Source organism: Aeromonas sp. 55A, from assembly GCF_051919665.1.
Classification (GTDB): Bacteria; Pseudomonadota; Gammaproteobacteria; order Enterobacterales; family Aeromonadaceae; genus Aeromonas; species Aeromonas veronii.
The window spans coordinates 2,262,779-2,284,554 of the sequence record NZ_JBQBEH010000008.1; the positions used below are offsets into that span (position 1 = coordinate 2,262,779).

Below are 21,776 nucleotides of genomic sequence, written 5' to 3' on the forward strand. Positions count from 1 at the left end.
TCGGAGGTTCACTATGTTCAAAAACCTATTTTTTCAAATCAAAGCATTACCAGAGCTGTCATCGCAACTGGATGCGGAAATTCCACGCTACCCGCCATTCCTGAAAGGGTTGCCAGCTGCGTCCCCCGAGGATTTGCAGTCCACACAAGACGAGCTAATTGCCAAACTGCGCCAGGTACTTGGCTTTAACCAGCGTGATTTTCAACGGTTGATTCAGCCCTGCATTGATCATCTGGCGGCCTATGTTCACTTGCTGCCAGCGTCTGAGCATCATCATCACAGTGGCGCTGGTGGTTTATTACGTCACTCGTTGGAAGTTGCTTTCTGGGCGGCACAAGCAGCTGAAGGGATCATCTTTGTTGCCAGTGGCACACCGGTTGAGAAAAAAGAGCTAGAGCCAAGGTGGCGTGTTGCGGCGGCATTAGGCGGTTTGTTCCATGATATTGGTAAGCCTGTTTCAGACTTGTCCATCACAGACGAAGATGGACGCTATCAGTGGAACCCATTTTTAGAAACCTTATCCCAGTGGACCACAAATAACAGTATTGAACGCTATTTCATTCGCTGGCGCGACGGACGGTGCAAGCGGCACGAGCAATTCTCAATTTTGGTATTAAACCGGGTGATGACACCTGAGTTGCTCGCCTGGTTAACCCAGCCGGGCCCTGAAATTTTGCAAGCCATGCTGGAGGCAATTGGCAATACCGATCCCGAGCATGTCCTGTCTAAATTGGTTATTGAAGCTGACCAAACCAGTGTCCAGCGAGACCTGAAAGCTCAACGAATTTCCGTTGACGACAATGCCCTTGGTGTCCCAGTCGAACGCTATCTACTTGATGCCATGAGGCGATTGCTTGCCAGTTCGCAATGGTTAGTCAATCAGCGAGACGCCAGAGTCTGGTTACGAAAATCGAATCAATCAACCAATCTTTACCTGGTCTGGAAAAGCGCGGCTAAGGACATCATTGAGCTGTTGGCCAAAGACAAGATACCGGGCATCCCAAGAGATCCCGATACCCTTGCGGACATCCTTATTGAGCGAGGATTGGCCACTAAATCCGCCTCAAATGAGCGATACGAAAGCCTTGCCCCTGAAGTGCTGATCAAAGACGACAAGCCAATCTGGCTACCCATGCTGCATATATCTGAGGCCGATTTATTGTTCAGCTCGAATGTACCAAGTAGCGTGAGACTGTTTAGCAAATCTGAGTGGGAAGCAACACAGCAAACACAAGCAGAGTCACAGAGTCGCTCCAGTGAGCATTCAGATTTGCCTGAAGCGTCATCATCAATCGAACACGGCAATTCGTCTAAGTCGCCATCGACAAACTCGTCCGAACAAGATGATGAACTTCGTCTTGCCGGTGATGTTAATAACCCCCAGGCAACTAAAAATGCTCCAGGTGATGGATGTGAAAAGCCTAACAACTCATATGATGGCGCTATCTCAAATAACGTAAACCAGCATGATGCAGAAGCATTGAATCTCACTGAATCTTTGGCGTGGCTTCCAGAGGCTAGCAGTGCGTTGGTTATGGTTGGTGAACAGATATTGATCCGCTATCCCGATGCCGTAAGGCCTTGGTGTGCTCCCCGAAAACTGCTTGCTGAACTCAGTCAATTAGATTGGCTGGAATTAGATCCTGCAAACCCGACACGTAAGGCCAGAACTGTGACTACGAATGATGGCGTTCAGGAGCAAGGGTTACTGCTGAAAGTATCGATTTCTAAAGGGCTTACTGCACTGATTGACCTTCCCAAACAAGACGCAGAACCGGCGGCAGCAATTCAGAACGAAGAGGCTTCACCGCGACCGAGTCGAACTGAGACAACCAATGCCCAAGCAAAAGAGTCCGCCAAAAGAGCGGAGCGTAAGCAAAAGCCGATTGCGCCCAATACGAACTCAATTACAGACCCCAAACACGAACAGCGGCAAAAGATGGTTAATTTTGTGAAAGATTTGCCCATCTTACTGACCGATGGCAATTACCCAGACGTGGATCATAGTGCCGATGGTATTCGCGTCACGATTCAAACTTTACGCCAAGTCGCCAATGAGCATGGTATTCCAGCCGGGCAATTGCTTCGGGGGATCTCGGCCAGTGACCAATGCCAGTTTGATGAGGGGGAAACGGTTTTGTTTACCGCTCACGCTAAACGTTAATCCTTTTGAAATTAAGCGATTGCAAACGGTTATTTTGCGGAGCATGAATGAAAGAAAACGCATACGAGATGCCTTGGCGCACGAATTATGAAGCCATGGCAGCAGCAGGCTGGCTGGTTGCGGCCACTGGGGCGATTGCCGCAGAAATGCTGACTGAGCTACCACCTGAGCCATTTTGGTGGATGACAGGGATTTCCTCGGGCATGGCGTTGTATCGCCTGCCTGAGGCTTATCGTCTTCATAAGTTACAGAAGGGATTAAAAGGCAAACCTTTGGCTTTCATGGAGCTGTCGCATTTGCAAAAAGTGATGGCAAAACATCCTGATGAATTGTGGTTAGGATATGGCTTTGAGTGGGATCAACGTCATGCTCAACGCGCTTATGAAATATTAAAGAGGGATAAGCAAACCTTGCTTAACCAGGATCATGGCAAGCAAATGGGCTCGACCTGGATTCATGGTGTCGAGCCCAAAGAAGACGATGTGTACCAGCCAGTTGGTCACACTGAGGGGCACACCTTAATTGTCGGAACGACCGGTGCCGGAAAAACCCGTTGCTTTGATGCGATGATCACTCAGGCCATTTTGCGCAATGAAGCCGTGATTATTATTGACCCCAAGGGAGACAAAGAACTTAAGGATAATGCACAGCGAGCCTGTATTGCCGCCGGTAGTCCTGAACGCTTTGTGTATTTTCATCCGGGTTTTCCTGAGCATTCAGTACGACTTAATCCCCTGAGGAACTTTAACCGGGGTACTGAAATCGCCAGCCGAATTGCGGCATTAATACCATCTGAAACCGGTGCTGATCCATTTAAAGCCTTTGGCCAAATGGCACTGAATAACATCGTGCAAGGTTTGTTGCTTACGTCACAACGTCCTGATCTGAAAACACTGAGACGATTCTTGGAAGGCGGTCCAGAAGGTTTGGTAGTAAAAGCCGTCACGGCTTGGGGTGAGCAGGTGTATCCGAACTTTAGTGTGGAGATCAAGCGCTTTACCGAAAAAGCCAACACATTAGCTAAACAAGCTATGGCGATGCTACTTTTTTACTACGAACGCATTCAGCCCGTTGCCGCCAATACCGATTTGGAAGGCCTTTTGAGTATGTTTGAGCATGACAGAACCCACTATTCCAAGATGGTGGCCTCATTGATGCCGGTGCTCAATATGCTCACATCAAGTGAACTTGGTCCACTGCTATCACCGATTGCAAACGATGTGGATGACAGCCGGTTAATTACGGATTCTGGCCGAATTATCAACAATGCCCAAGTGGCGTATATCGGCTTGGATTCATTGACCGACGCCATGGTTGGCAGCGCCATTGGTTCGTTGCTTTTATCCGATCTCACCGCCGTGGCCGGTGACCGCTATAACTATGGTGTTGAAAATCGTCCCGTAAATATCTTCATCGATGAGGCGGCTGAAGTCGTCAACGATCCCTTCATTCAACTGCTCAACAAAGGCCGTGGCGCAAAAATGCGTTGTGTGATTGCTACTCAGACCTTTGCTGACTTTGCAGCTCGTACAGGCAGTGAAGCTAAGGCTCGCCAGGTGTTAGGTAACATCAACAACCTGATAGCTCTTCGGGTGATGGATGCCGAAACTCAGCAGTACATTACTGACAATCTGCCTAAGACTCGGTTGCAGTACATCATGCAAACTCAAGGTATGTCGTCCAACTCGGACAGCCCCGCGTTATTTACCGGCAATCATGGCGAACGCTTGATGGAGGAAGAAGGCGATATGTTTCCACCGCAGTTATTAGGCCAGCTTCCCAACCTGGAGTACATCGCCAAGCTTTCAGGTGGCCGCGTGATCAAAGGCCGCATTCCTATTTTAACCAGCTCTACACAGGCAGCATAAGGAGTCTGTATGCATCATTCTGTCTGTCTGAAAATGACAACACTTACCAGTAAAGAAATGCTCGCTCAGTGGCAGCAACATAACCCTCAGTTCAAGGAATCTTTAAGACTGCTTGAAACCGACTGGCCTCATGCTTTGGCTTCAGTACACTGTTTGGCGGACTATTTAACGGATGCGTTCACGTTAGATGGCCATTCCATCTTTGATTTGTGTCTGTGTAATGGCTTGGGCAGTTATGAAGAAGTCAGTTGTGATGATGACAGTGTACGCCTGTGGCATTTCATTGAGGCACTGACCTGGACTGCCGCCAGTGCTTTAACGGGGATTCGCCTGAGAGATCCTGACCATTTCGAGTGGGCTGCCGTAGATGGTGTGTATTTCCACACCTGGATTCGTAATCGTCCAAATCGGATGGCCTATTTGGCTGAAGGACGCATCGATGTGCGTTATGTCAGTGGTCATACGACGACAAAGCGGCTTCAACAAGTGATTAAAGCCCGGACTATGACGCCAACCGTTGCAGCCATGCTGGCGCGAGTAGAAGAGGATGTTTGGCATGAGCAAGCATAAGTCGGTTTGGCTGCTGTGTCTGGCACTGATGCTGGAGATTATTGCCATTGGCGTGTTAGTGCCCGGTGATTGGACTGGCCGGGTTATTAATAAAGAGAAGCAGATGATTCAAAACCAATTGGGCGCACAAACAAGCTATTGGATTGGTCAAACTAGCCATGGCTGGTATCAGTCATGGATTGTGGATACACAGATGGAGCAATCTGTGCGTGATTTTCTAATCCCCACTGAAGAGCAACGACTGCGCTCTAAAGGGATGGAGAACATGGGAGGCTTTTGGTTTGTGTGGGTAGAAGACCGTATTCAGGCATTTTTTGATGTGTTGTACCAAGTGTTCACTCGATTTGCTTTGCTGATGGTCTGGTTGCCCTTTGCGCTTATTCTCATGTTACCGGCGTTGTGGGACGGCTTGATGACCTGGAAGATTAAGAAGACAACCTTTGATTTTTCGAGCCCAATCATTCACCGCTACAGCATGATTATCCTGGGCTCAGGTGTCATTTTGCTGTTTATGGGATTGTTCGCCCCGCTGGCTATTCCACCGGTGGTGTTACCGTCGCTGATCATCGGTTTGGCATTGATGGCGGGGTTGGCGTTAAGTCACTTGCAGAAGAAGATATGAGGCCAGTTAGGCCCCATCTTGTAGAGCTAAAACCTGACGCCTACGGTATTGCCATTCTCGTCTTCCGCTGGCAAATGATAAGTATCAATAAGGTGACCTTGAAGCCAAATATATTGCGGCATCCAAAACGAGTACTGTCGTATAAGAGCCAATACTTCTTTTAACGGTTTGTTTGCATGAGACTCGGCTAGGCGAAAGTGCATGAATGAGCAATCATCTCGAAAATACTCATGAAGCTCTGAATCCGATAGCGTTTCTTTTAGTGGCCTGTTTTGCTCATCTTCCTCATCAGGGGAATTGGCATAATCAGGGGAATTGGCATAAATTTCAAATAGCTGCTTTTCAGTGAGCATTTCCAAGAAGTGGTCTTCAATTAAAACCCCATCACTGGTATCGACATCCATACCATCTTTGACATCAAAAGCCATGACACATCCAGAAGATAACGCCACTTCTGATGGTTTAAGTAAGTCATTAGCTTGCACAACTTGATGCCAATGATTAAAACCAGCAGATACTGCAACTTCATCAAGTGCTTGAGTGTGTGTAATGGGTTTTTCACGTTTAAGCTTTCGTGCTTTTTGCTTTAAAAGTTCAACCGTGGCAGAGGAAATGATTTTAGTAATTTGCATTGAGTTTCTCCTATTAGCGAATACGGTGCCCACTGCCGAGGTCGCAGAAAAAACCTAAGCAAAAAATAAATTTGATATGCATGTCGTCCCGTCCGGGTTTGCTAAAGTGGGCAGCTGGTCTCGACACGACCAATATCCTCATCATATCAACCGCATCAAAAAGATCAATTGTTAGTATTGTCTGAGTAGAACCCTCAAAACCTTCAAGAATTCGGCATCTAGCTGACCACTGAACCTGCCAATCCCAAGGCATCCTTCACTTCTCAATTCAAACAACGAGGAGTGACTATGGAACCTGTGAGTATTCCGTCCTATATCGATGACCCGCCGCACTTCCTGCTTTGGAGTGCCGACGAGATGGCTCCCATTCTGTTGGGGCTAGTGATCGGCATTTTTACCGGTAATGCCTTGGTTTTATGCCTGTTGGGGTTGGTGACAACCAAGCTCTATCGGCGTTTTCGTGATGGTCGCCCGGATGGTTTTATTCTTCACGCCATCTACTGGGCTGGGCTGTTGCCAACCAAAGCCAAGACGATCCCTAACCCATTTATCAGGAGCTATCTGCCGTGAAGTTCGACGTGTTTTTAAAATCATGGCAAGGCACGCAATTAGAGAACCGATGGCAACGGTTTCTGATTGCAGTGCTGGTGCTATCTAACTTGCTGCTTGCGGTTGCGGCATTTTCTCGCAATACCGTGGTAGCCATTCAACCACCAACTTTGTCTGAAACGGCTGAAGTGTCACGAAACCAGGCCACTCAGCCTTACCTTGAATCCTGGGGACTCTACCTGGCTGAGCTTATGGGCAACGTGACGCCGGGTAATGTGTCTTTCATCCGAGTTGCTATCGAGCCGCTGCTTTCTCCAGCGGTGTACCAGCAAGTGGTCGATGCACTGGAGATTCAGGCAAGGCAAATCCGCGAAGACCGAGTCACGCTCAAATTCCAACCCAGACAAGTGGAGTATGAATATGAAACCGGCCATGTCTTTGTGACCGGTTATTCCTTGGTCTCTGGGCCATCTGGAGATGAACAGCGCCAAACTCGCACCTATGAGTTTGACATCGATATTGAGCAATACCGTCCAAAGCTCAGTTGGATGGATACGTATGAGGGGCAAGCTAGAACGAAGCGCGTTCGTGAAAAGTTGACCCAAGAGCAAAACCGGAGGGTGAATGATGCGAACCAAAATTAGTCGATGGATGACACCAAGCTTAATCGCAATGATCTTGAGTGGCGTCCTGTTATCTCAAGCGTCGTATGCAGACGTGGAATTGCCGATTATGCCAGCTAGTGTGATGAAGCAGTCTGCTACTGCAAATCCACCGGTTCAAACCAATACGGTTTCAACGGATGTGCCAACAACGCTACTGATGACACCGGGTGTTAATGAACTGATCCCTGTAGCTATTGGTCATCTGAATCGGATTGTGACGCCGTTTGAATCGCCTCAGGTGAGAACAACCAGTGATGCTCAGACGCAAATCAAGGGGAATGTTGTATATGTGGCCACGGACAAAGAATCACCGGTTTCACTTTACATCACACCGCCTGGTCAGGAAGCGCCCGCATTATCTGTCACCTTAGTACCTCGTCGTATTCCACCGCGTGAAATCACCTTAGCTATTGATGGTCAGCAGTGGCCTATTAAGGGCGTCGTGAACCGAAAAGCCGCCACTTGGGAAACGGCTCAACCATACGTCGATAGCTTACGTGACTTACTCAGAAGCCTTGCATTAAATGAGTTACCACAAGGCTATGACATCCGTTTAGCTGGCCAAACTGACACAAGCCCGAAATGTTTTCAGCCGGGCTTAAAGTTTGGTTTTAAGCAGGGGCAAATTGTGACGGGACATTACTTCACCGTCTATGTAGGACTGGTTGAAAGCTTTGCCGATGAGCCGATAGAAGCCAGTGAAATAGCCTGTCATGCACCAGATATAGTGGCAAGCGCTTACTGGCCTCGCAATATCTTGTTGCCGGGTGAAAAGACTGAGTTGTATGTGGTTGTTCGCAATCATCGTGAAGAACCAGTGGAAAGTCAGCGACCTTCGCTTCTTGTGGGAGGTAAGTAACGATGAAAGCACAATGGGAACAAATGAGCCCGAACATGAAGCGGGGTCTATCGGTTGCTGGTATTGCTGGTGGTCTCATCCTTATGGTGATGGTGTTTTCACCTAATCCTGACGATGGCTCAAGCAGTCGGAACCGGCAGGAAACGATCCGGCACATTCTTACGGATACCAATACTCGTGATGTTGGGGTCGATAGTTTGGCTGCGAACGTAAAACTACTCAGTGAGCGCAATGAACAGTTACGTCGTGAAGTTGAGCGCTTGCGTCGTGACGTCGATTCAGGACGGCTAAGCCCAGGTTCGCCTTCTATACCAAGTGAGGTCAATGCGGAGCTGGCCCGCCTTAGAGCGGAACTTGATGATGTTCGCGCAGGAGGTGATGCAGCAGTTGAAGGCACAAATAGCCGTTTTGAAGTGCCTTTATCTGCCATGGAATTACCCAAAGACGAAAAGCCTCTGCCGTCTAACCCAGACGACTATTTTGCCAATGCGCCGCTGCCTGATCCGCTCTATCAGCAGCCAGCCAATGGCCAAGGTACACGAGCACGAGATGTTCCATTGCCGCCAATCACGATTCGTATGATTGAGCCTGAAGTGGTTGCTGAACCAGAGGTTGTTGTGCAAGAAGCGCCGCCTTTGTATCTACCGGCGGGCAGCATCATCTCAGGTACTTTGATCACAGGTTTGGATGCTCCTACTCACGAGTCCGCAAGACGCGAGCCTTTTCCTGCATTGCTGAGGATTCAAAAGGAAGCCATTTTACCCAACCGATTTAGAGCGGATATCAAAGAGTGTTTCTTGATCGCCGCAGGTTACGGTGATTTGAGCTCTGAGCGTGCTTATTTGCGAGGCGAGACCATTTCATGTGTGAGAGAAGATGGTGGCGTCATTGAAACACGACTGGATTCTTATGCCGTGGGTGAAGACGGCAAAGCCGGTATTCGTGGCCGATTAGTGTCGAAACAAGGCCAGCTGGTGGCCAAATCGATGATGGCCGGATTCCTTCAGGGCTTGGCAGGCGCATTTGATGTGAATCCTGTTCCGACGATTCAGACGGGTAATGCCGGTGATACTCAGCTGTACCAGCAAGTCATGAGCCAAGAAGCATTACAAGGTGCTGCGATTAAAGGCACTGGTAAAGCATTGGATCGAGTGGCCAAGTTCTATTTGGACATGGCTGAAAATATGTTCCCAGTCATAGAGGTAGACGCCGCAAGGAAAATTGAAGTCATAGTCACTCGTGGTGCCTCGTTGTCGTTGGCCACTTCGCAAGGGGGAGGTGCAAGAAGATGAAAAAATCCTGCATGTTGCTAACCGATCGAAGTCCGTTTCAGACAATAAGATGTGTATCCAGAGGAGAGTTAACCATGACGACATCAATGCAGAACAACTCAAAGCACCAGCCAAAACAGTGGTCTAAAGCTGGATTACTTTTATTGGCAGTCGGCTCAACCTTATTGTCTGGCTGTAGTTCATTGAGTCTTGGGAGTAGTGAATATGGATGCCCAGGTATGCCTGACGGTGTGCGCTGTTTATCCGCTCGTGAAGTCTATGAGCTTACCAGTAATGGCGCTGCACCCAAGACGATTGATGCTGTGGCGACTCGAATTGGTTCTCCCTCTGGGTATTCACAATCTGATTTAGAGACAGGACTGCTGAGCCATCCGGCATTACCTGAGACGCAGCAATCTGCACCTATTCGCATTCCTTCAAGGGTAATGCGGATTTGGATTGCGCCTTGGGAGGATGACCGTGGGGATCTGAATTTATCCAGCTACGTGTTTACCGAAATTGAACCGCGCCGGTGGGATATTGGGGTGTCAGCACCTCGAACGGTTTCGCCAGTGCTACGTCCACTTCAGACTCAAAGCGATTCAGCCTCAGCGGGAGCTGATGGTAAGCGCGATAACTTGAGTATCTACGGAGAAACTAACGAATGACAAATGCAGTTCGCACCATTCAAACTCAGCGCCTAATGACTATTGGTGCGCTTGGTTTAATGGCGTTAATGATTTCGGAGCCCTCATTTGCGGGCACCGGTGGTGATGCTTTCACCGATGTGTGGGATACCCTAAAAGACTGGACCCAAGGTACTTTGGGACGGATCGTAGCGGGAGCCATGGTACTGGTGGGTATTGTGGGCGGTATCGCTCGCCAAAGCTTGATGGCTTTTGCCTTGGGCATTGGTGGCGGTATGGGTCTCTACAATACGCCAACAGTCGTTGAAAGTGTCATGTCTGCAACTTTACCTGTTGTTGCCAGCACTCAAGAAGTCATTGGCACAGCAGTTCCAGCGATCAGCGCCGTTTTACTGGGCACCTGATAATATTGACGGCTTCTCTTGTGAAAGGGGAGCCGTCATCTCAGTCTATCGACAATGATTTTTCGATATCGCAGATCCTTGCCATGAGTACTAATGGATCAAACGTCGATTCTTTGAAGCCAAATTTCTTGTAGAACGTTTGCGCACTACCATCAATAGCATGGACTAAGATTCCTGCTCCACCGACAGCGTTCATTGCTTGTACTGAGCGAATGATACAATCTTTTAAAAGACCTGCCGCAATGCCTTGACCTTGATAGGCGTTATCTACTCCAAGTCTGGCTAGAATCACCATGGGAATGGGATCTGGACTATTTCTTCTTAATGAACTAAAAGCTTGCTCTCTGGAAACTGATCCCATGGCAATGGCATAGTACCCGACCACTTGATGGGCGTCAGTGTCATTGACCACATACACCCTCGCGGTTCCCCGCTTTTGACTCTTTAACGCCTGTTTTCTTAACCAAGTATCGAGCTCTTCAATGCCACATTGAAAGGCATTAAGCTGGTGCTCATCAGTGAGGAGGGTTGGTGCACTTATTCCCAAGGCGCTTTCCTCTTAAACAGATCTTTCATACCTTCAAGAGTCTGTGGCTCTGCACGAAGTTCGTTATCAAACGCTTCAAAAGCCTTTGCTTCTAGAACAAAATCCCGCTGTTCTGCCAGTATACTATGCGCTTCATTGAGCGCTGCTTGCTGAATGAACACGGTTCTATCAACTTTTTTTAAACTTGCTGCGGCATCGATGATGTCTCTTACCGATGGCAGTACTCGCATGTTGATTGGGGCTGTCTTTGTAGCCATGACACCATCCTCTGTATATCTATTTAATACACAGTTTAAATGACTTTTCCGTGTAGTCAATGGATATACGAATTGTTGGGCATGAAACTTTGAGAGTAGGTCAGTTTGATTTCGAGGGGATGTCACTCTTTCTGGTTTAAAACATTGCAAAAATTAACACCTAAGGTATGAAAAAAAGGAATCAGCTAAACCAGATGACTTGAGGGGAAGTCTGTAAGGCTGGCAGAATGAAAGGTATACCCTTACAAATAGTGCGTAACAACAAGTGGCACCCTAGCAAGGCATCCAATTCTTCAATCTATCTAACCGAGTCCACATAGGACAACTGCATAGACTGGAGCCTCGATTTACATTAACGAGGACTCCTCATGCGAAAACTATCTCCAATTATTCTGGCGCTTGCGCTGTCTCCATTGGTTCAAGCTGAACCTGTGTCTGAAGTGTCGCCCGTTGGCAAAATTGACGGCATGGTTTCTTTGCCGGTCACGGGTATGAAAGCGGTCGAAAGCAATGGCCGTATTGTTTTCATGTCAGACAGTGGCCGGTTCGTCATTGATGGCACGCTCTATGATGCCTGGTCGAAAAAGCCGCTTACCAGCCTTGAAGAAATTCGTGAAGCGGGTAACACGCTGGACTTAAGTCGTCTTGGCTTAAAAATGGATGATTTGAATCCACTGACGCTGGGTGAAGGCAAAAAGAAAGTGGTGGTCTTTGTTGATCCCCGGTGTCCGCATTGCCATGAGCTTTTGAAACAAGCCCTACCGCTAACCAAAGAATACACCTTCCAAATACTCCCTGTGCCAGTGCTTGGTCCTGATTCAGAGCGTCAGGTTCGCCAGCTTGGCTGTGCGCGTGACAAAAAAGCGGCCACCGATGCATTGCTGAATGGCCGGATTGGTAACCTAGAACAGGATGATGCCTGCAACTTAGAACCAATGCAGCGTACCTTGGTGACGGCTCAAATCCTGGGCATTCAAGGTGTGCCTTTCATCGTCGCCAATGATGGTCGCATCAGCCGAGGCCGTCCTTATGATCTTTCTGCTTGGTTGGAGGGGCGTTAATGAAAGCCTCTCTGTATTCAGGGCAACGCGCTTCAGAGCTATTGCCAGTATTGGCCTATTCAGACGATGAGCAACTGTTTTTCATGGAAGACCAAAGTGTTGGCTTTGGTTTTCTATGTGACCCATTGCCGGGTGGTGATGAGTCTGTTGCAGACAGGGTTAATGTTCTTCTCAACAACGACTGGCCAAAAGACACTTTGCTGCAATTTGGCCTGTACGCCTCGCCTGATATTCAAACCGACCTTCAGCGCATGATGGGCTTACGGCATCGTCAATCCGATCCATTGCTTAGGGCGTCGATACGCAAACGTGCGGATTTTCTCGATGGGGGCACGGTTCAACCGATAGAAGAATCGACCCAGACTCAGGTTCGCAACTTTCAACTGATCGTCACCTGCAAATTGCCTTTGGAAAGTCCTATACCGACGGAGCGTGAGTTGAGTCGAGCATCCGCGCTTCGGGCTTCTTTCTCGCAAGCGCTGGCAACGGTTGGTTTTCGCGTCACTGAGATGACTGACCGAAACTGGCTCGCGGCAATAAGTGCTCAGCTTAACTGGGGAAAAGATGCTTCCTGGCGCAATCCATCACCAATCCGCAGTGAGGCAGATAAACCACTTCGGGAGCAAGTGTTGGATTATGACCGAGCTATCAAGGTGGATAGCCAAGGTCTGATGCTGGGCGATTACCGAGTTAAAACCTTATCGTTTAAACGCTTGCCTGAGCGGATCTGGTTTGGTCATGCCGCAAGTTTTGCGGGCGATATGATGACGGGCAGTCGCGGTTTACGCGGCAGCTTTTTGCTAAATGTCACCATTCACTTTCCCTCAGCTGAGGCGATGAGATCTCGTTTAGAGACGAAGCGTCAGTGGGCGGTCAATCAGGCCTATGGCCCGATGCTCAAGTTTGTGCCGGTGCTTGCAGCCAAGAAAAAGGGATTTGATGTTCTTTTTGAAGCTTTGCAAGAAGGTGATCGTCCTATTCGGGCCAATATGACTTTGACGCTGTTTTCACCAACGGGAGAAGCGTCCATCAGCTCTGTTTCAAATGCTCGAACTTATTTCAAAGAACTCGGATTTGAGCTGATGGAAGACAAGTACTTCTGTTTGCCCATTTTCCTGAATGCCTTGCCATTTGGTGCTGACCGCCAGGCGATGAACGACTTGTTTCGATTCAAGACCATGGCGACACGGCATGTCATCCCTCTGTTGCCTTTATTTGCGGATTGGAAAGGCACTGGCACGCCGGTGATTAACTTTGTTTCCCGTAATGGCCAGATCATGAGTGTGTCCCTTTATGACTCGGGCAGTAATTACAATTGTTGCATCGCGGCGCAATCGGGATCGGGTAAGTCATTCCTGGTGAACGAAATCATCTCCTCCTACCTATCAGAAGGCGGGCAATGCTGGGTGATTGATGTTGGCCGCTCTTATGAAAAGCTGTGTGAAGTCTATGACGGTGAGTTCTTACAGTTCGGGCGAAACAGTGGCATTTGCTTAAATCCGTTTGAAATCGTTGAGGACTATGACGAAGAAGCGGATGTGTTGGTTGGGTTATTGGCCGCAATGGCCGCACCTACGCAGTCATTAACCGATTTTCAGATGGCAAACCTAAAGCGTCAGACCCGTGAACTGTGGGAGAAAAAAGGTCGTGCCATGTTGGTTGATGATGTGGCAGAGGCCTTGAAAAATCACGAAGACCGACGTGTGCAAGACGTGGGTGAGCAGCTCTATCCATTTACGACACAGGGCGAATATGGCCGCTTCTTTAATGGCCACAATAATATTCGCTTCAAAAACCGTTTCACCGTTCTGGAGTTAGAAGAGCTCAAGGGGCGTAAGCATCTACAACAAGTGGTGTTGCTTCAGCTTATCTACCAAATCCAACAAGAGATGTACTTAGGTGAGCGGGATCGTCGCAAGATTGTGTTCATCGACGAAGCCTGGGATCTGCTGACTCAAGGTGATGTCGGTAAATTTATCGAAACGGGTTACCGGCGATTTCGAAAATATGGTGGCAGTGCTGTAACGGTAACGCAATCGGTCAACGATTTGTATGATAGCCCTACAGGTAAAGCCATCGCTGAAAACTCAGCCAATATGTACCTGCTTGGTCAAAAAGCTGAAACCATCAACGCGCTCAAAAAAGAAGGCCGCTTGCCACTAGGTGAAGGCGGCTATGAATACCTGAAAACGGTTCATACCGTCACTGGTGTCTATTCCGAAATTTTCTTTATTACCGAAATGGGCACCGGGATTGGCCGCCTCATCGTCGATCCGTTTCACAAGCTGTTGTACTCGTCCCGTGCAGAAGATGTAAACGCGATTAAACAGTTAACGCGCAAAGGCCTTTCTGTTGCTGATGCCATCTCTCAGTTGTTGAAGGAGCGAGGCTATGAATAAGACCACGCTTTGGCCATTTATGGCCTCTATTACTTTGTCTATTGCTGGTAGCGGTTTAATGACCAGCTGGCTCTTAATGAAAACACTCGAACCCATCCACAGCCAGTTGGCGTTAAGTACGCCCATTGCGGTCGTGGATTTTGGGGAGGCTGTGCTGTCACTGGGCCCCAATGCCAGCGAACAAGACATCGAATCCAGGTTGCTTCAGACCAATCAGCAAATTGAAAAGCTAAAAGCAGCCGGTTTTATCGTGCTGGATGCCCAAGCGGTGGTGGGTGCTGATGATTCCGTATTTGTGCCATTAGGCTCAAAGGAGGTGTCTCATGCAGATACTCCGTAAAAGAATGCCTTGGCGGCCATACCTCATCCAGTTGACTGTTCTTGCGTTAATCATGGCCTTGGTAGGCACCTACGCCATGATGCGCTACCGAATAGGTATTGATACCCAGCAAGAGCGCTGCCTGCCTGATACCACGGTGTATCTGATTGACCTATGGAATAAAAAGCCCGTTAAGGATGGTTTGTATGCCTTCCACTCAAAAGGACTCGCTCCGTTATATAACGACGGTACTCGGATGCTGAAACGCCTAACAGGGATGCCTGGGGATGAAGTCAAGGTGACGCCTGAGCATGTGATGGTGAACGGTGCTGAAGTCTCAAATGGCATGGCATTAGCCCAGCGTCTTGGTGTGGCGGAAACAGAATTTAGCCGCTCATTGACGCTGCAAGAAAACGAATATTGGTTTTCCGGTGAGGCTGCAACGAGTTTTGACTCCCGCTATTGGAATGCCGTTAAGCGCGAGCAGATTGTTGGTCGCGCTTGGCCGCTTTGGTAGGAGGTGGATGATGAGAAGACTATGCCTCTTATTTTTGTTGGTTGCTCCATTGGCTTGGGTTCAAGTTTCCTGGGCACAAGAGCCTTATCCGTTGTCTGATGAGGACAAAAAGATCGTTGAAATGAGCCGCAGCATTTTACAAAGTGCTGTGGATGGTTCATCTGAATTTATCGAGCCTTTTTCACCGATTGAACAACCTGCGTCGCTCAAACATAACGATGAATGGTTGATTTTTGCGTCGTCTTCACTGGGAGATTCCTCACTGAAGCAGCTATTTAAAGAGGCCAGTGCTACCGGCGCTATTGTGTTGTTTCGGGGAATTCCTGAAGGAAAGACCTTGGGGGCGGCTATCCGTGATTGGCATACGCTGATGACGGGGCTTGATCCTGTTCCTCAGGTTCGAATCGATCCGAAAGCCTTTGTGCACTGGCGGGTGACTAGCGTGCCTGCTATTTTCCGCATAGAAGATGACAAGGTGACTGCAAGTGCACTAGGGGTTTACAGCAAGGACTGGTTGCAGCGTCAAATTGAAACAGGCAATACCGGTTCATTGGGTCAACGCGGTCCTATTCATTCGATTTTAGAACCGGATTTGGTGCAAGTAGCGATGCAGCGTTTACAGTCGATTGACTTGGGCGCGTTAAAGAAAAAAGCCATTGAGCGTTTCTGGTCTCGCCAAACATTTACTGAGTTACCCAAAGCCACGCAGTATCGGATAAGAACGGTTGATCCAACCATCGTCATGCAGCGGCCACTATTGGATGCCAATGGCCGAACATTGATCCCAGCGGGAACGCGTATTAACCCGCTAAAAGCCTTGCCATTTACTCAGCAGCTCGTGGTGTTTAATGCGTCGAACGCTGAAGAAGTGGACGCAGTAGCGCATTGGCTTGAGGGCCAAGATAGGACACTGCGCCGCATTACGCTTATCACCACGCAGCTCGACCGTACTCAAGGCTGGAATCGCCTCAATGCGATAGAAAAGACATTGGACAGTCCGGTTTATCTTCTCAATGCCTCGCTAAAGCAGCGCTTTGATTTGCAAGTCACCCCATCGTTTGTTCAAGCAAAGGGACTCGCGTTTGAAATAGAAGAAATTCCAGCAAAGGAGCTTGTTCATGAAAAAGCTCAATAATACGTATCGTCTGTTGCGGACTCTCGTTGTCATGTTTGTCCTAAGCGCATCTATTCCTGCAAAAGCCGACCTGACCTGCCCAGACGCGGGGTTATTGTCCGGCAAGTTGCTGACGGATGTTTGCTGGTCATGCATTTTTCCTATCCGGGTTGCCGGTCTTCCTCTTGGTTCTGGAAATGTCCCAAGCGGCGCATCAAACAAGTCATTTTGCTTATGTGAAGACAACTTAGGTGTGCCAAGGCCAGGTATTGTTACCAGCATGTGGGAGCCAGCGCGTCTGATTGAACTGGTCAGAACGCCGGGTTGCTCGCCTTCCCTGGGAGGGATTCGTTTACCGTTAGGTGATAGACGACTGCAAGGTGGTCATGGCGAGGGTGAATACGACACCGGTGATCTCGCTTTCTACCATTACCATTATTACGCCTTTCCGCTTTTGGTCATGCTCGATTTGTTCATGGATGGCAATTGCAATGCCGATGGTTACATGGACTTTGACTTGATGTATTTGTCGGAATTGGACCCAACATGGCTGAACGATGAACTGGCCTTTTTTACTCAGCCTGAAGCTGCTGCCGTTGCCAATCCATTGGCTATTTCGGCTTGTACCGCTGACGCTGCCTCATCGACGCTTGGTAAACCCATCGACCAGTTGTTTTGGTGTGCTGGCAGTTGGGGCCATCTCTATCCCTTATCTGGCCACACCTTAGCCATTGGCTCATTAGCAGAAAACACCAGCCATTTAGCGGCGCGTGCAATCGCGGCTCAACACAGGCGTGGTCTTGCTAGGCGAACAATGGGGAACAGTGCGCTATGCCGACCTGTTATCGAACCCATGCTGCCGAAATCCCAATACAAGATGAGTATGTTCTTCCCTGTACCGGAAACTGAAAGTGCGCATGTCATCGGTGAAAGCACCATGAAATGGGGAGAGTGGCGAACGATCCCCGGTGCCGGTGAAGATGCGCTCTACATTTTGTGGCGCTGGCAAGACTGCTGTAACTCGGGAGGTTAACTATGAAACCAACACTTTTTACCCGAGTTTTAGCGGGTGTTTTATCAATCACTATGGCTTGCTTGCCCTTACATGGTGTGGCCGCTGATGTGCAGCGCCAATCCGGCTTAAGCGGACAACAAGAAGGTAAGCAATTACTGCAAAACTGGACGATGCCCGCACTTAACGGCAATACATTGTTGGTGCCGAGTGGCAGTGGTAATGAGTCCATTAACTTGCAAGAGCTATTTCCTGGTATGGATCAGGGCTCATTAGATGTCTTAACGGGCGTTTATGGCTCTGATGCCAGCATGAATCAATTGGGGACGCAGCGCCAAGAGAGCATGGCATCCGAAAGTGGCGCTACGGGTGAGGCGTTTCGCTCGCTACAGCAAATCAAAGACAGGTCTCGGCCAGATATGGTCAATGATCCGCTTTGGGCATTAACTGATGCGGTTCAAACTGACCCCAATCTATTAACCCAAAGCTTCCCCGGCTGTGAGTCTCAAGGTGAAGGCAGCCCAAATTACCAGCAATGTGACAGGCTCAATACAGCGGTTAACAGCTGCACTATTACTCACGATTACACGGCAGGCATCATTGAGCATGTTTCAGGGCCGATGAACCTTCGCTCTTGTGGTGAGGGGTGTCTTGAAGTTTGGATTGGACGAATTGGCGACAACTACTGGAGTGGCCGTTGTAAAGTGTTTGAACAGGCCATCACACTCAAAGTCGTGAACCCCGATGCGATTACCTCAGCCGTTCTTGAATACGCCAAATGGGATGACTACATGCAAGTGTGGCTTGGTGATCAGAAAGTCTGGTCTGGGCCGAACAATAACTTTCCACCAGAAACGGCAGGTCGTTGCGAGCTCAGTACCAGTTGGGAGCGCAATCCAAATACCGATCTCACTGCCAAGCTAAAAGCGGTAGAACCAGGTTTAGAAGTGCCGGTAAAAATTCGCGTATCGGTTACGGGTAGTGGTGAGGGCTATGCACGCATAAAGGTGCGCTTTGATCCAACCAAGGTAGTGATGAATGATAGTTGGTCGCCACAATCCTGTATCGAACAAGCAGCGGATATCCCGACGAAGTTTTCAGACTACAGCATTCAATGCACGGATCAGCCTTCTTCAACCAACGGATGTACGGTGGTCAATGGTGTTTCAGTTTGTGAATCCTACTTTGCCCCTAGCCCTGTGGCTGGCATATCGCCTTTGTGTCGGCGTGTACAAGTCAGTGTGGATGATGAAAGCTATAAGGGGATTGAAAATCAGGCCTGCCAAGTGCTTGAAGCGAATCCTTCCTGTGGATTCATGTCGTCAGAATGTGCCGAGACCAATGATAAAGGTGAATGCATTCGTTTTACCGATACCTATGACTGTGGATTGCAAACCAGCGATCCAAAGTGTGTGGTATCTAACCTTATGCCAAGTAGTTTTGAGGCCTGTGAGCCTACTCAGACGATTACGCCATTTACTGAAACCAAGCATGTACCGGATTACCAGGTGTGCGAGAAGATCAGCACGCTTACTGAGTGTCAGTTAGAACGACGTGTATCCGCTGAAACTCATCAACAAAGCTGGTCTATTGAGCGTGGTTGCTTTAGCTCTGAAACGCTCAGCTTTGTTCCACAGCACAGCAGTACTATGCAAACTGGGAACGCGATACTGAGAATTTTTGATAATCAAAATACTGAGATAAAAATTACCGAGTCGCCATCCAAGGCAAATGGTTGGAAAACGACACTCTCACTGACGGGCAATAAGGAAACGGTGACTGAGACGAAACCGTCCATTAAATACCCTGAAATGACGTGTCCAAAAGGAACCTTGGTTGGTTCATTGTGTAAAGTCGCCAATGGGTCGATTATTTCGTGGCATGAACCTCAGGAAGTTACTCGTTCCAGATGTGAATCCGGCTGGAACAAAGTCGATTTCGATACTTGCAGCCGAGAAGTTCAGAAGTGTTCGGCTCCTGCGAAACTGAGCGCTTCATTGACCTTCTCTGGCAAGTACTTAGAACAGGACGTTGTTCATCAATCAAGTGATCCGGGCATAGACCAATGCTTGATGCAAACGGATCAGTTTACTGCCGTGCAGTGGCAGTGTTTGGATACGGGCACAAAACGAATCGACGGGTTAACGGTTGGTAGTGGCGAGTTGGCCAATCTTGGGAGCCTTTATCCAGCGGTTGTTTCGTCTCCTGTTCATTTAACCAGTCGCGGCAGCTCTGATGGACTGGGACTCTCATGCTGGAGGGCAAGAGCAACCTACAATGCTTCGACTGCTCATCCAGAGTTCAACATGGGCAGCTCAGATAGCTGGGTAGATGCCAATGGTAATACACAAACCATCGTTAATAACGGACAAAACACGACCACCAATACGTGTGCCGCGCTGGAGCAAAACCTGGCCTGCCAGTACGTCAGAACCGAATGCACTGAAGGCGGGGCTGGTCATGAAGGCTTCTGCTATATCCAAAGTTTGGTGTATGACTGCGGACAAAGCGTTGAAGTGCAAAATGCACGAATGGAAACTCAATACAACTGTGAGGGGCCAGTTCGCTGTATGGGCACAGATTGTTTAGAGCCAGAGTCAATCAAGCAGGCTAACTTTGCAGAAGCCGCAGCGATGCTTAATGCGGCGCAGTTTATGACCAATGATATGTCATGTACGGGAGCTGATGGCCAAGATAACGTCGAGTGTACGGTCTTTAAAGGTAATGCTGGCCAGTGCAAAAAAGCCGTTGGTGGCATAGTGGATTGCTGTGAAAAGCCAAGTGGCGTGTCGTTATCGGATTACATCACGATGATAGTGGCGGTTAACAAGCTTGATACGGCAGTCATGGCCATGAATCCGTCTTCGGCAATCTATGGTTCGTGGAATACGCTCAGGGAACCAATCACCAGTACCTGGAGTGCGGTTAAAGAGCCTTTTGTGTCTGCATGGGACTCTCTCATGGGGGCTGGGCCATCAACGGCTGCTGGCGCGGGAGCGGAGCAAGCTGCGACTGGCTTTATGCAGGTGTTGACCAACAAAACGGCTGAGTGGGTAGGCTCTACGTTTGGTTCGGGGGCGCAATCGGCACTGTTTAGTAACGTTGGTGGTGCGGTTGGAGCCGATGGTGTCGTTTCGGGTGGTAACTTTGCCCTGGGGGGCGCTGCGGGCGCGGTTCTGAGTACGGTTATGACGGCCTACATGATTTATTCAGTCACTATGATCCTCATTCAGCTTATCTGGAAATGTGAGCAGAGCGAGTTTGAAATGAACGCCAAGCGGGTATTGAAGAGTTGCCACTATGTAGGCTCTTACTGCAAGTCTAAGTTCTTAGGTGCCTGTGTTGAAAAACGGCAGTCATATTGCTGTTTTACTTCGCCACTTTCACGGATCATTCAAGAACAAGTACGTCCTCAATTGGGCCTTGGTTGGGGCAGTGCCAAGTCACCAAACTGTGAAGGTTTGACCGCGAGTCAGTTAAACCAGGTAGATTGGAGCCAAGTCAATCTCGATGAATGGATAGGTATCTTGTCGATAACAGGCAACCTACCCGAAGTACCGTCACTGGATCTGGAACGACTCACAGGCTCAGGAAGTACGCTAAACGTTGATGGAAATCGTCAGAGTGCCGCAGATAGAGCCATTGAACGGCTAAACGGAATGGATGCACAGAAACTGCGTCAGGAGGCGACGGAAGAAATTTCGGGGAATAATTGAGCGTATCCATCTAAAACAGCTTTGCCAATAATGTTCCATCATGGTTACTTTAATGAGCTTATTGCGCCTTAAGGTAACCAATTTGGCACTTTGGGCCTCTTATACTTTCTGTTCAGCGTGTGCGCAATTTGCTCTTATTTTTTTACCATTTTCAGACTTAGGAGGCTGCTGCAAAAAGGAAAAGCTGATAGTCTGGCACATATAAAATTTATGATAAAAGGAAAATTAATAATGCCTAATTTCGATCAAAACTTTGAAGCTACTCGTTTGTCTATGCTTTCAAAACAACACCCTGACATTGTGAAGGTGTCGGGTGAGGTGGTGTTTCGTGCGGAAGATGACGAAGACCGCCTAAGCGGAACATCTTGGACTCTTGAAGATGACATTTTTGATCAGGTCACCGAATCAGGCTTCAAATTACACTTGCTTGAACTTCTGGATAATTTCATAGAATACCGAGGTCAATGTAACGAGCTGCCGAAAAAGGAAGGGATTGTGCGTTTTGGTGGTGGCACTTTAAATATTGAATGGCTACCTAATGGAACTACCCATCTATCCAAATGATGTTTTATAAGAACCAGCC

Annotated in this window: 21 protein-coding genes; 18 read left to right on the plus strand and 3 right to left on the minus strand. The window is 48.6% G+C overall.

Features of this window, described 5'->3' with window-relative positions:
* Positions 1 to 13 precede the first annotated feature (13 nt).
* Genes mobH through ACTG2G_RS14550 form a run of 4 tightly spaced genes read left to right on the plus strand, consistent with a single transcriptional unit; the run spans position 14 to position 5,224 of the window.
* Complete coding sequence (gene mobH / locus ACTG2G_RS14535; RefSeq protein WP_439985570.1) at positions 14 to 2,164, plus strand: MobH family relaxase; 2,151 nt, start codon at positions 14 to 16, stop codon at positions 2,162 to 2,164.
* Positions 2,165 to 2,211: 47 nt separating this feature from the next.
* On the plus strand, positions 2,212 to 4,032 hold the full coding sequence (gene traD, locus ACTG2G_RS14540) for a conjugative transfer system coupling protein TraD (protein ID WP_439985571.1): 1,821 nt from the start codon (positions 2,212 to 2,214) through the stop codon (positions 4,030 to 4,032).
* A 9-nt stretch (positions 4,033 to 4,041) separates the two neighbouring features.
* Positions 4,042 to 4,602 (plus strand): hypothetical protein, encoded by a 561-nt coding sequence (locus tag ACTG2G_RS14545; protein ID WP_439985572.1) that lies wholly within the window; start codon positions 4,042 to 4,044, stop codon positions 4,600 to 4,602.
* The gene (locus ACTG2G_RS14550; protein ID WP_025611033.1) at positions 4,589 to 5,224 is read left to right on the plus strand and encodes a DUF4400 domain-containing protein; all 636 of its coding nucleotides are present in this window, start codon (positions 4,589 to 4,591) and stop codon (positions 5,222 to 5,224) included. Before ACTG2G_RS14545 ends, ACTG2G_RS14550 begins: the two co-directional genes overlap by 14 nt.
* Positions 5,225 to 5,250: 26 nt before the next feature.
* Here the strand turns inward: ACTG2G_RS14550 and ACTG2G_RS14555 are convergent, their stop codons facing one another.
* Positions 5,251 to 5,856: a hypothetical protein gene (locus tag ACTG2G_RS14555; protein ID WP_439985573.1), complete on the minus strand. Its 606-nt coding sequence runs from the start codon at positions 5,854 to 5,856 to the stop codon at positions 5,251 to 5,253.
* Positions 5,857 to 6,144: 288 nt separating this feature from the next.
* Between ACTG2G_RS14555 and traL the strand changes: the two genes are divergently transcribed.
* The 6 genes from traL to traA all read left to right on the plus strand — a co-directional run bounded on the left by traL (position 6,145) and on the right by traA (position 10,251).
* The gene (gene traL, locus ACTG2G_RS14560; RefSeq protein ID WP_000433891.1) at positions 6,145 to 6,426 is read left to right on the plus strand and encodes a type IV conjugative transfer system protein TraL; all 282 of its coding nucleotides are present in this window, start codon (positions 6,145 to 6,147) and stop codon (positions 6,424 to 6,426) included.
* On the plus strand, positions 6,423 to 7,049 hold the full coding sequence (locus ACTG2G_RS14565) for a TraE/TraK family type IV conjugative transfer system protein (RefSeq protein WP_000667170.1): 627 nt from the start codon (positions 6,423 to 6,425) through the stop codon (positions 7,047 to 7,049). The genes traL and ACTG2G_RS14565 overlap by 4 nt, the downstream gene beginning before the upstream one ends.
* Complete coding sequence (locus ACTG2G_RS14570) at positions 7,030 to 7,929, plus strand: hypothetical protein (RefSeq protein ID WP_439985574.1); 900 nt, start codon at positions 7,030 to 7,032, stop codon at positions 7,927 to 7,929. Before ACTG2G_RS14565 ends, ACTG2G_RS14570 begins: the two co-directional genes overlap by 20 nt.
* Positions 7,930 to 7,931: 2 nt before the next feature.
* Positions 7,932 to 9,221: a TraB/VirB10 family protein gene (locus ACTG2G_RS14575; protein ID WP_023266687.1), complete on the plus strand. Its 1,290-nt coding sequence runs from the start codon at positions 7,932 to 7,934 to the stop codon at positions 9,219 to 9,221.
* 74 nt (positions 9,222 to 9,295) lie between these two features.
* Positions 9,296 to 9,868: a TraV family lipoprotein gene (locus tag ACTG2G_RS14580; RefSeq protein ID WP_148532759.1), complete on the plus strand. Its 573-nt coding sequence runs from the start codon at positions 9,296 to 9,298 to the stop codon at positions 9,866 to 9,868.
* Positions 9,865 to 10,251 (plus strand): TraA family conjugative transfer protein, encoded by a 387-nt coding sequence (traA, locus tag ACTG2G_RS14585; protein ID WP_023584042.1) that lies wholly within the window; start codon positions 9,865 to 9,867, stop codon positions 10,249 to 10,251. The genes ACTG2G_RS14580 and traA overlap by 4 nt, the downstream gene beginning before the upstream one ends.
* A 40-nt stretch (positions 10,252 to 10,291) precedes the next feature.
* Here traA and ACTG2G_RS14590 read toward each other — a convergent pair whose 3' ends face one another.
* Together ACTG2G_RS14590 and ACTG2G_RS14595 are read right to left on the minus strand one after the other, a co-directional pair.
* Entirely contained in the window at positions 10,292 to 10,798 is a 507-nt protein-coding gene (locus ACTG2G_RS14590) for a GNAT family N-acetyltransferase (protein ID WP_023584043.1), read from the minus strand.
* A complete protein-coding gene (locus ACTG2G_RS14595; protein ID WP_000212004.1) occupies positions 10,789 to 11,055 on the minus strand; it encodes a type II toxin-antitoxin system TacA family antitoxin in 267 nt (88 codons plus the stop codon). The genes ACTG2G_RS14590 and ACTG2G_RS14595 overlap by 10 nt, the downstream gene beginning before the upstream one ends.
* A gap of 368 nt (positions 11,056 to 11,423) precedes the next feature.
* On the opposite strand from ACTG2G_RS14595, the gene ACTG2G_RS14600 reads away from it, so the two are divergent.
* The 8 genes from ACTG2G_RS14600 (at position 11,424) to ACTG2G_RS14635 (ending at position 21,757) form a co-directional block, all read left to right on the plus strand.
* Complete coding sequence (locus ACTG2G_RS14600; protein ID WP_001228924.1) at positions 11,424 to 12,116, plus strand: DsbC family protein; 693 nt, start codon at positions 11,424 to 11,426, stop codon at positions 12,114 to 12,116.
* Positions 12,116 to 14,515: a type IV secretion system protein TraC gene (traC, locus tag ACTG2G_RS14605; RefSeq protein WP_000648043.1), complete on the plus strand. Its 2,400-nt coding sequence runs from the start codon at positions 12,116 to 12,118 to the stop codon at positions 14,513 to 14,515. Before ACTG2G_RS14600 ends, traC begins: the two co-directional genes overlap by 1 nt.
* Positions 14,508 to 14,855, plus strand: a complete 348-nt coding sequence (locus tag ACTG2G_RS14610; protein ID WP_001044649.1) for a hypothetical protein — start codon at positions 14,508 to 14,510, stop codon at positions 14,853 to 14,855. The genes traC and ACTG2G_RS14610 overlap by 8 nt, the downstream gene beginning before the upstream one ends.
* A complete protein-coding gene (locus ACTG2G_RS14615; RefSeq protein WP_002040537.1) occupies positions 14,839 to 15,351 on the plus strand; it encodes a S26 family signal peptidase in 513 nt (170 codons plus the stop codon). Before ACTG2G_RS14610 ends, ACTG2G_RS14615 begins: the two co-directional genes overlap by 17 nt.
* A 7-nt stretch (positions 15,352 to 15,358) precedes the next feature.
* Complete coding sequence (locus ACTG2G_RS14620) at positions 15,359 to 16,486, plus strand: TrbC family F-type conjugative pilus assembly protein (protein WP_002040538.1); 1,128 nt, start codon at positions 15,359 to 15,361, stop codon at positions 16,484 to 16,486.
* Positions 16,470 to 17,498, plus strand: coding sequence for a TraU family protein (locus ACTG2G_RS14625; protein ID WP_000735888.1), 1,029 nt, complete (start codon positions 16,470 to 16,472; stop codon positions 17,496 to 17,498). The genes ACTG2G_RS14620 and ACTG2G_RS14625 overlap by 17 nt, the downstream gene beginning before the upstream one ends.
* A gap of 2 nt (positions 17,499 to 17,500) precedes the next feature.
* Positions 17,501 to 21,193: a conjugal transfer protein TraN gene (gene traN / locus ACTG2G_RS14630; protein WP_000805220.1), complete on the plus strand. Its 3,693-nt coding sequence runs from the start codon at positions 17,501 to 17,503 to the stop codon at positions 21,191 to 21,193.
* A gap of 231 nt (positions 21,194 to 21,424) precedes the next feature.
* Positions 21,425 to 21,757 (plus strand): hypothetical protein, encoded by a 333-nt coding sequence (locus tag ACTG2G_RS14635; RefSeq protein WP_001132435.1) that lies wholly within the window; start codon positions 21,425 to 21,427, stop codon positions 21,755 to 21,757.
* Positions 21,758 to 21,776: the final 19 nt, after the last annotated feature.

Bases quoted from the DNA above. Each gene is read 5' to 3' on its own strand.
- traL (WP_000433891.1), top strand. From the start codon at position 6,145: ATGGAACCTGTGAGTATTCCGTCCTATATCGATGACCCGCCGCACTTC.
- ACTG2G_RS14570 (WP_439985574.1), top strand. From the start codon at position 7,030: ATGATGCGAACCAAAATTAGTCGATGGATGACACCAAGCTTAATCGCA.
- ACTG2G_RS14595 (WP_000212004.1), bottom strand. From the start codon at position 11,055: ATGGCTACAAAGACAGCCCCAATCAACATGCGAGTACTGCCATCGGTA.
- ACTG2G_RS14550 (WP_025611033.1), top strand. From the start codon at position 4,589: ATGAGCAAGCATAAGTCGGTTTGGCTGCTGTGTCTGGCACTGATGCTG.
- ACTG2G_RS14600 (WP_001228924.1), top strand. From the start codon at position 11,424: ATGCGAAAACTATCTCCAATTATTCTGGCGCTTGCGCTGTCTCCATTG.
- traN (WP_000805220.1), top strand. From the start codon at position 17,501: ATGAAACCAACACTTTTTACCCGAGTTTTAGCGGGTGTTTTATCAATC.
- ACTG2G_RS14555 (WP_439985573.1), bottom strand. From the start codon at position 5,856: ATGCAAATTACTAAAATCATTTCCTCTGCCACGGTTGAACTTTTAAAG.
- mobH (WP_439985570.1), top strand. From the start codon at position 14: ATGTTCAAAAACCTATTTTTTCAAATCAAAGCATTACCAGAGCTGTCA.
- ACTG2G_RS14610 (WP_001044649.1), top strand. From the start codon at position 14,508: ATGAATAAGACCACGCTTTGGCCATTTATGGCCTCTATTACTTTGTCT.
- ACTG2G_RS14635 (WP_001132435.1), top strand. From the start codon at position 21,425: ATGCCTAATTTCGATCAAAACTTTGAAGCTACTCGTTTGTCTATGCTT.
- ACTG2G_RS14575 (WP_023266687.1), top strand. From the start codon at position 7,932: ATGAAAGCACAATGGGAACAAATGAGCCCGAACATGAAGCGGGGTCTA.
- traC (WP_000648043.1), top strand. From the start codon at position 12,116: ATGAAAGCCTCTCTGTATTCAGGGCAACGCGCTTCAGAGCTATTGCCA.
- ACTG2G_RS14545 (WP_439985572.1), top strand. From the start codon at position 4,042: ATGCATCATTCTGTCTGTCTGAAAATGACAACACTTACCAGTAAAGAA.
- ACTG2G_RS14625 (WP_000735888.1), top strand. From the start codon at position 16,470: ATGAAAAAGCTCAATAATACGTATCGTCTGTTGCGGACTCTCGTTGTC.
- ACTG2G_RS14580 (WP_148532759.1), top strand. From the start codon at position 9,296: ATGACGACATCAATGCAGAACAACTCAAAGCACCAGCCAAAACAGTGG.
- ACTG2G_RS14620 (WP_002040538.1), top strand. From the start codon at position 15,359: ATGATGAGAAGACTATGCCTCTTATTTTTGTTGGTTGCTCCATTGGCT.
- traD (WP_439985571.1), top strand. From the start codon at position 2,212: ATGAAAGAAAACGCATACGAGATGCCTTGGCGCACGAATTATGAAGCC.
- traA (WP_023584042.1), top strand. From the start codon at position 9,865: ATGACAAATGCAGTTCGCACCATTCAAACTCAGCGCCTAATGACTATT.
- ACTG2G_RS14615 (WP_002040537.1), top strand. From the start codon at position 14,839: ATGCAGATACTCCGTAAAAGAATGCCTTGGCGGCCATACCTCATCCAG.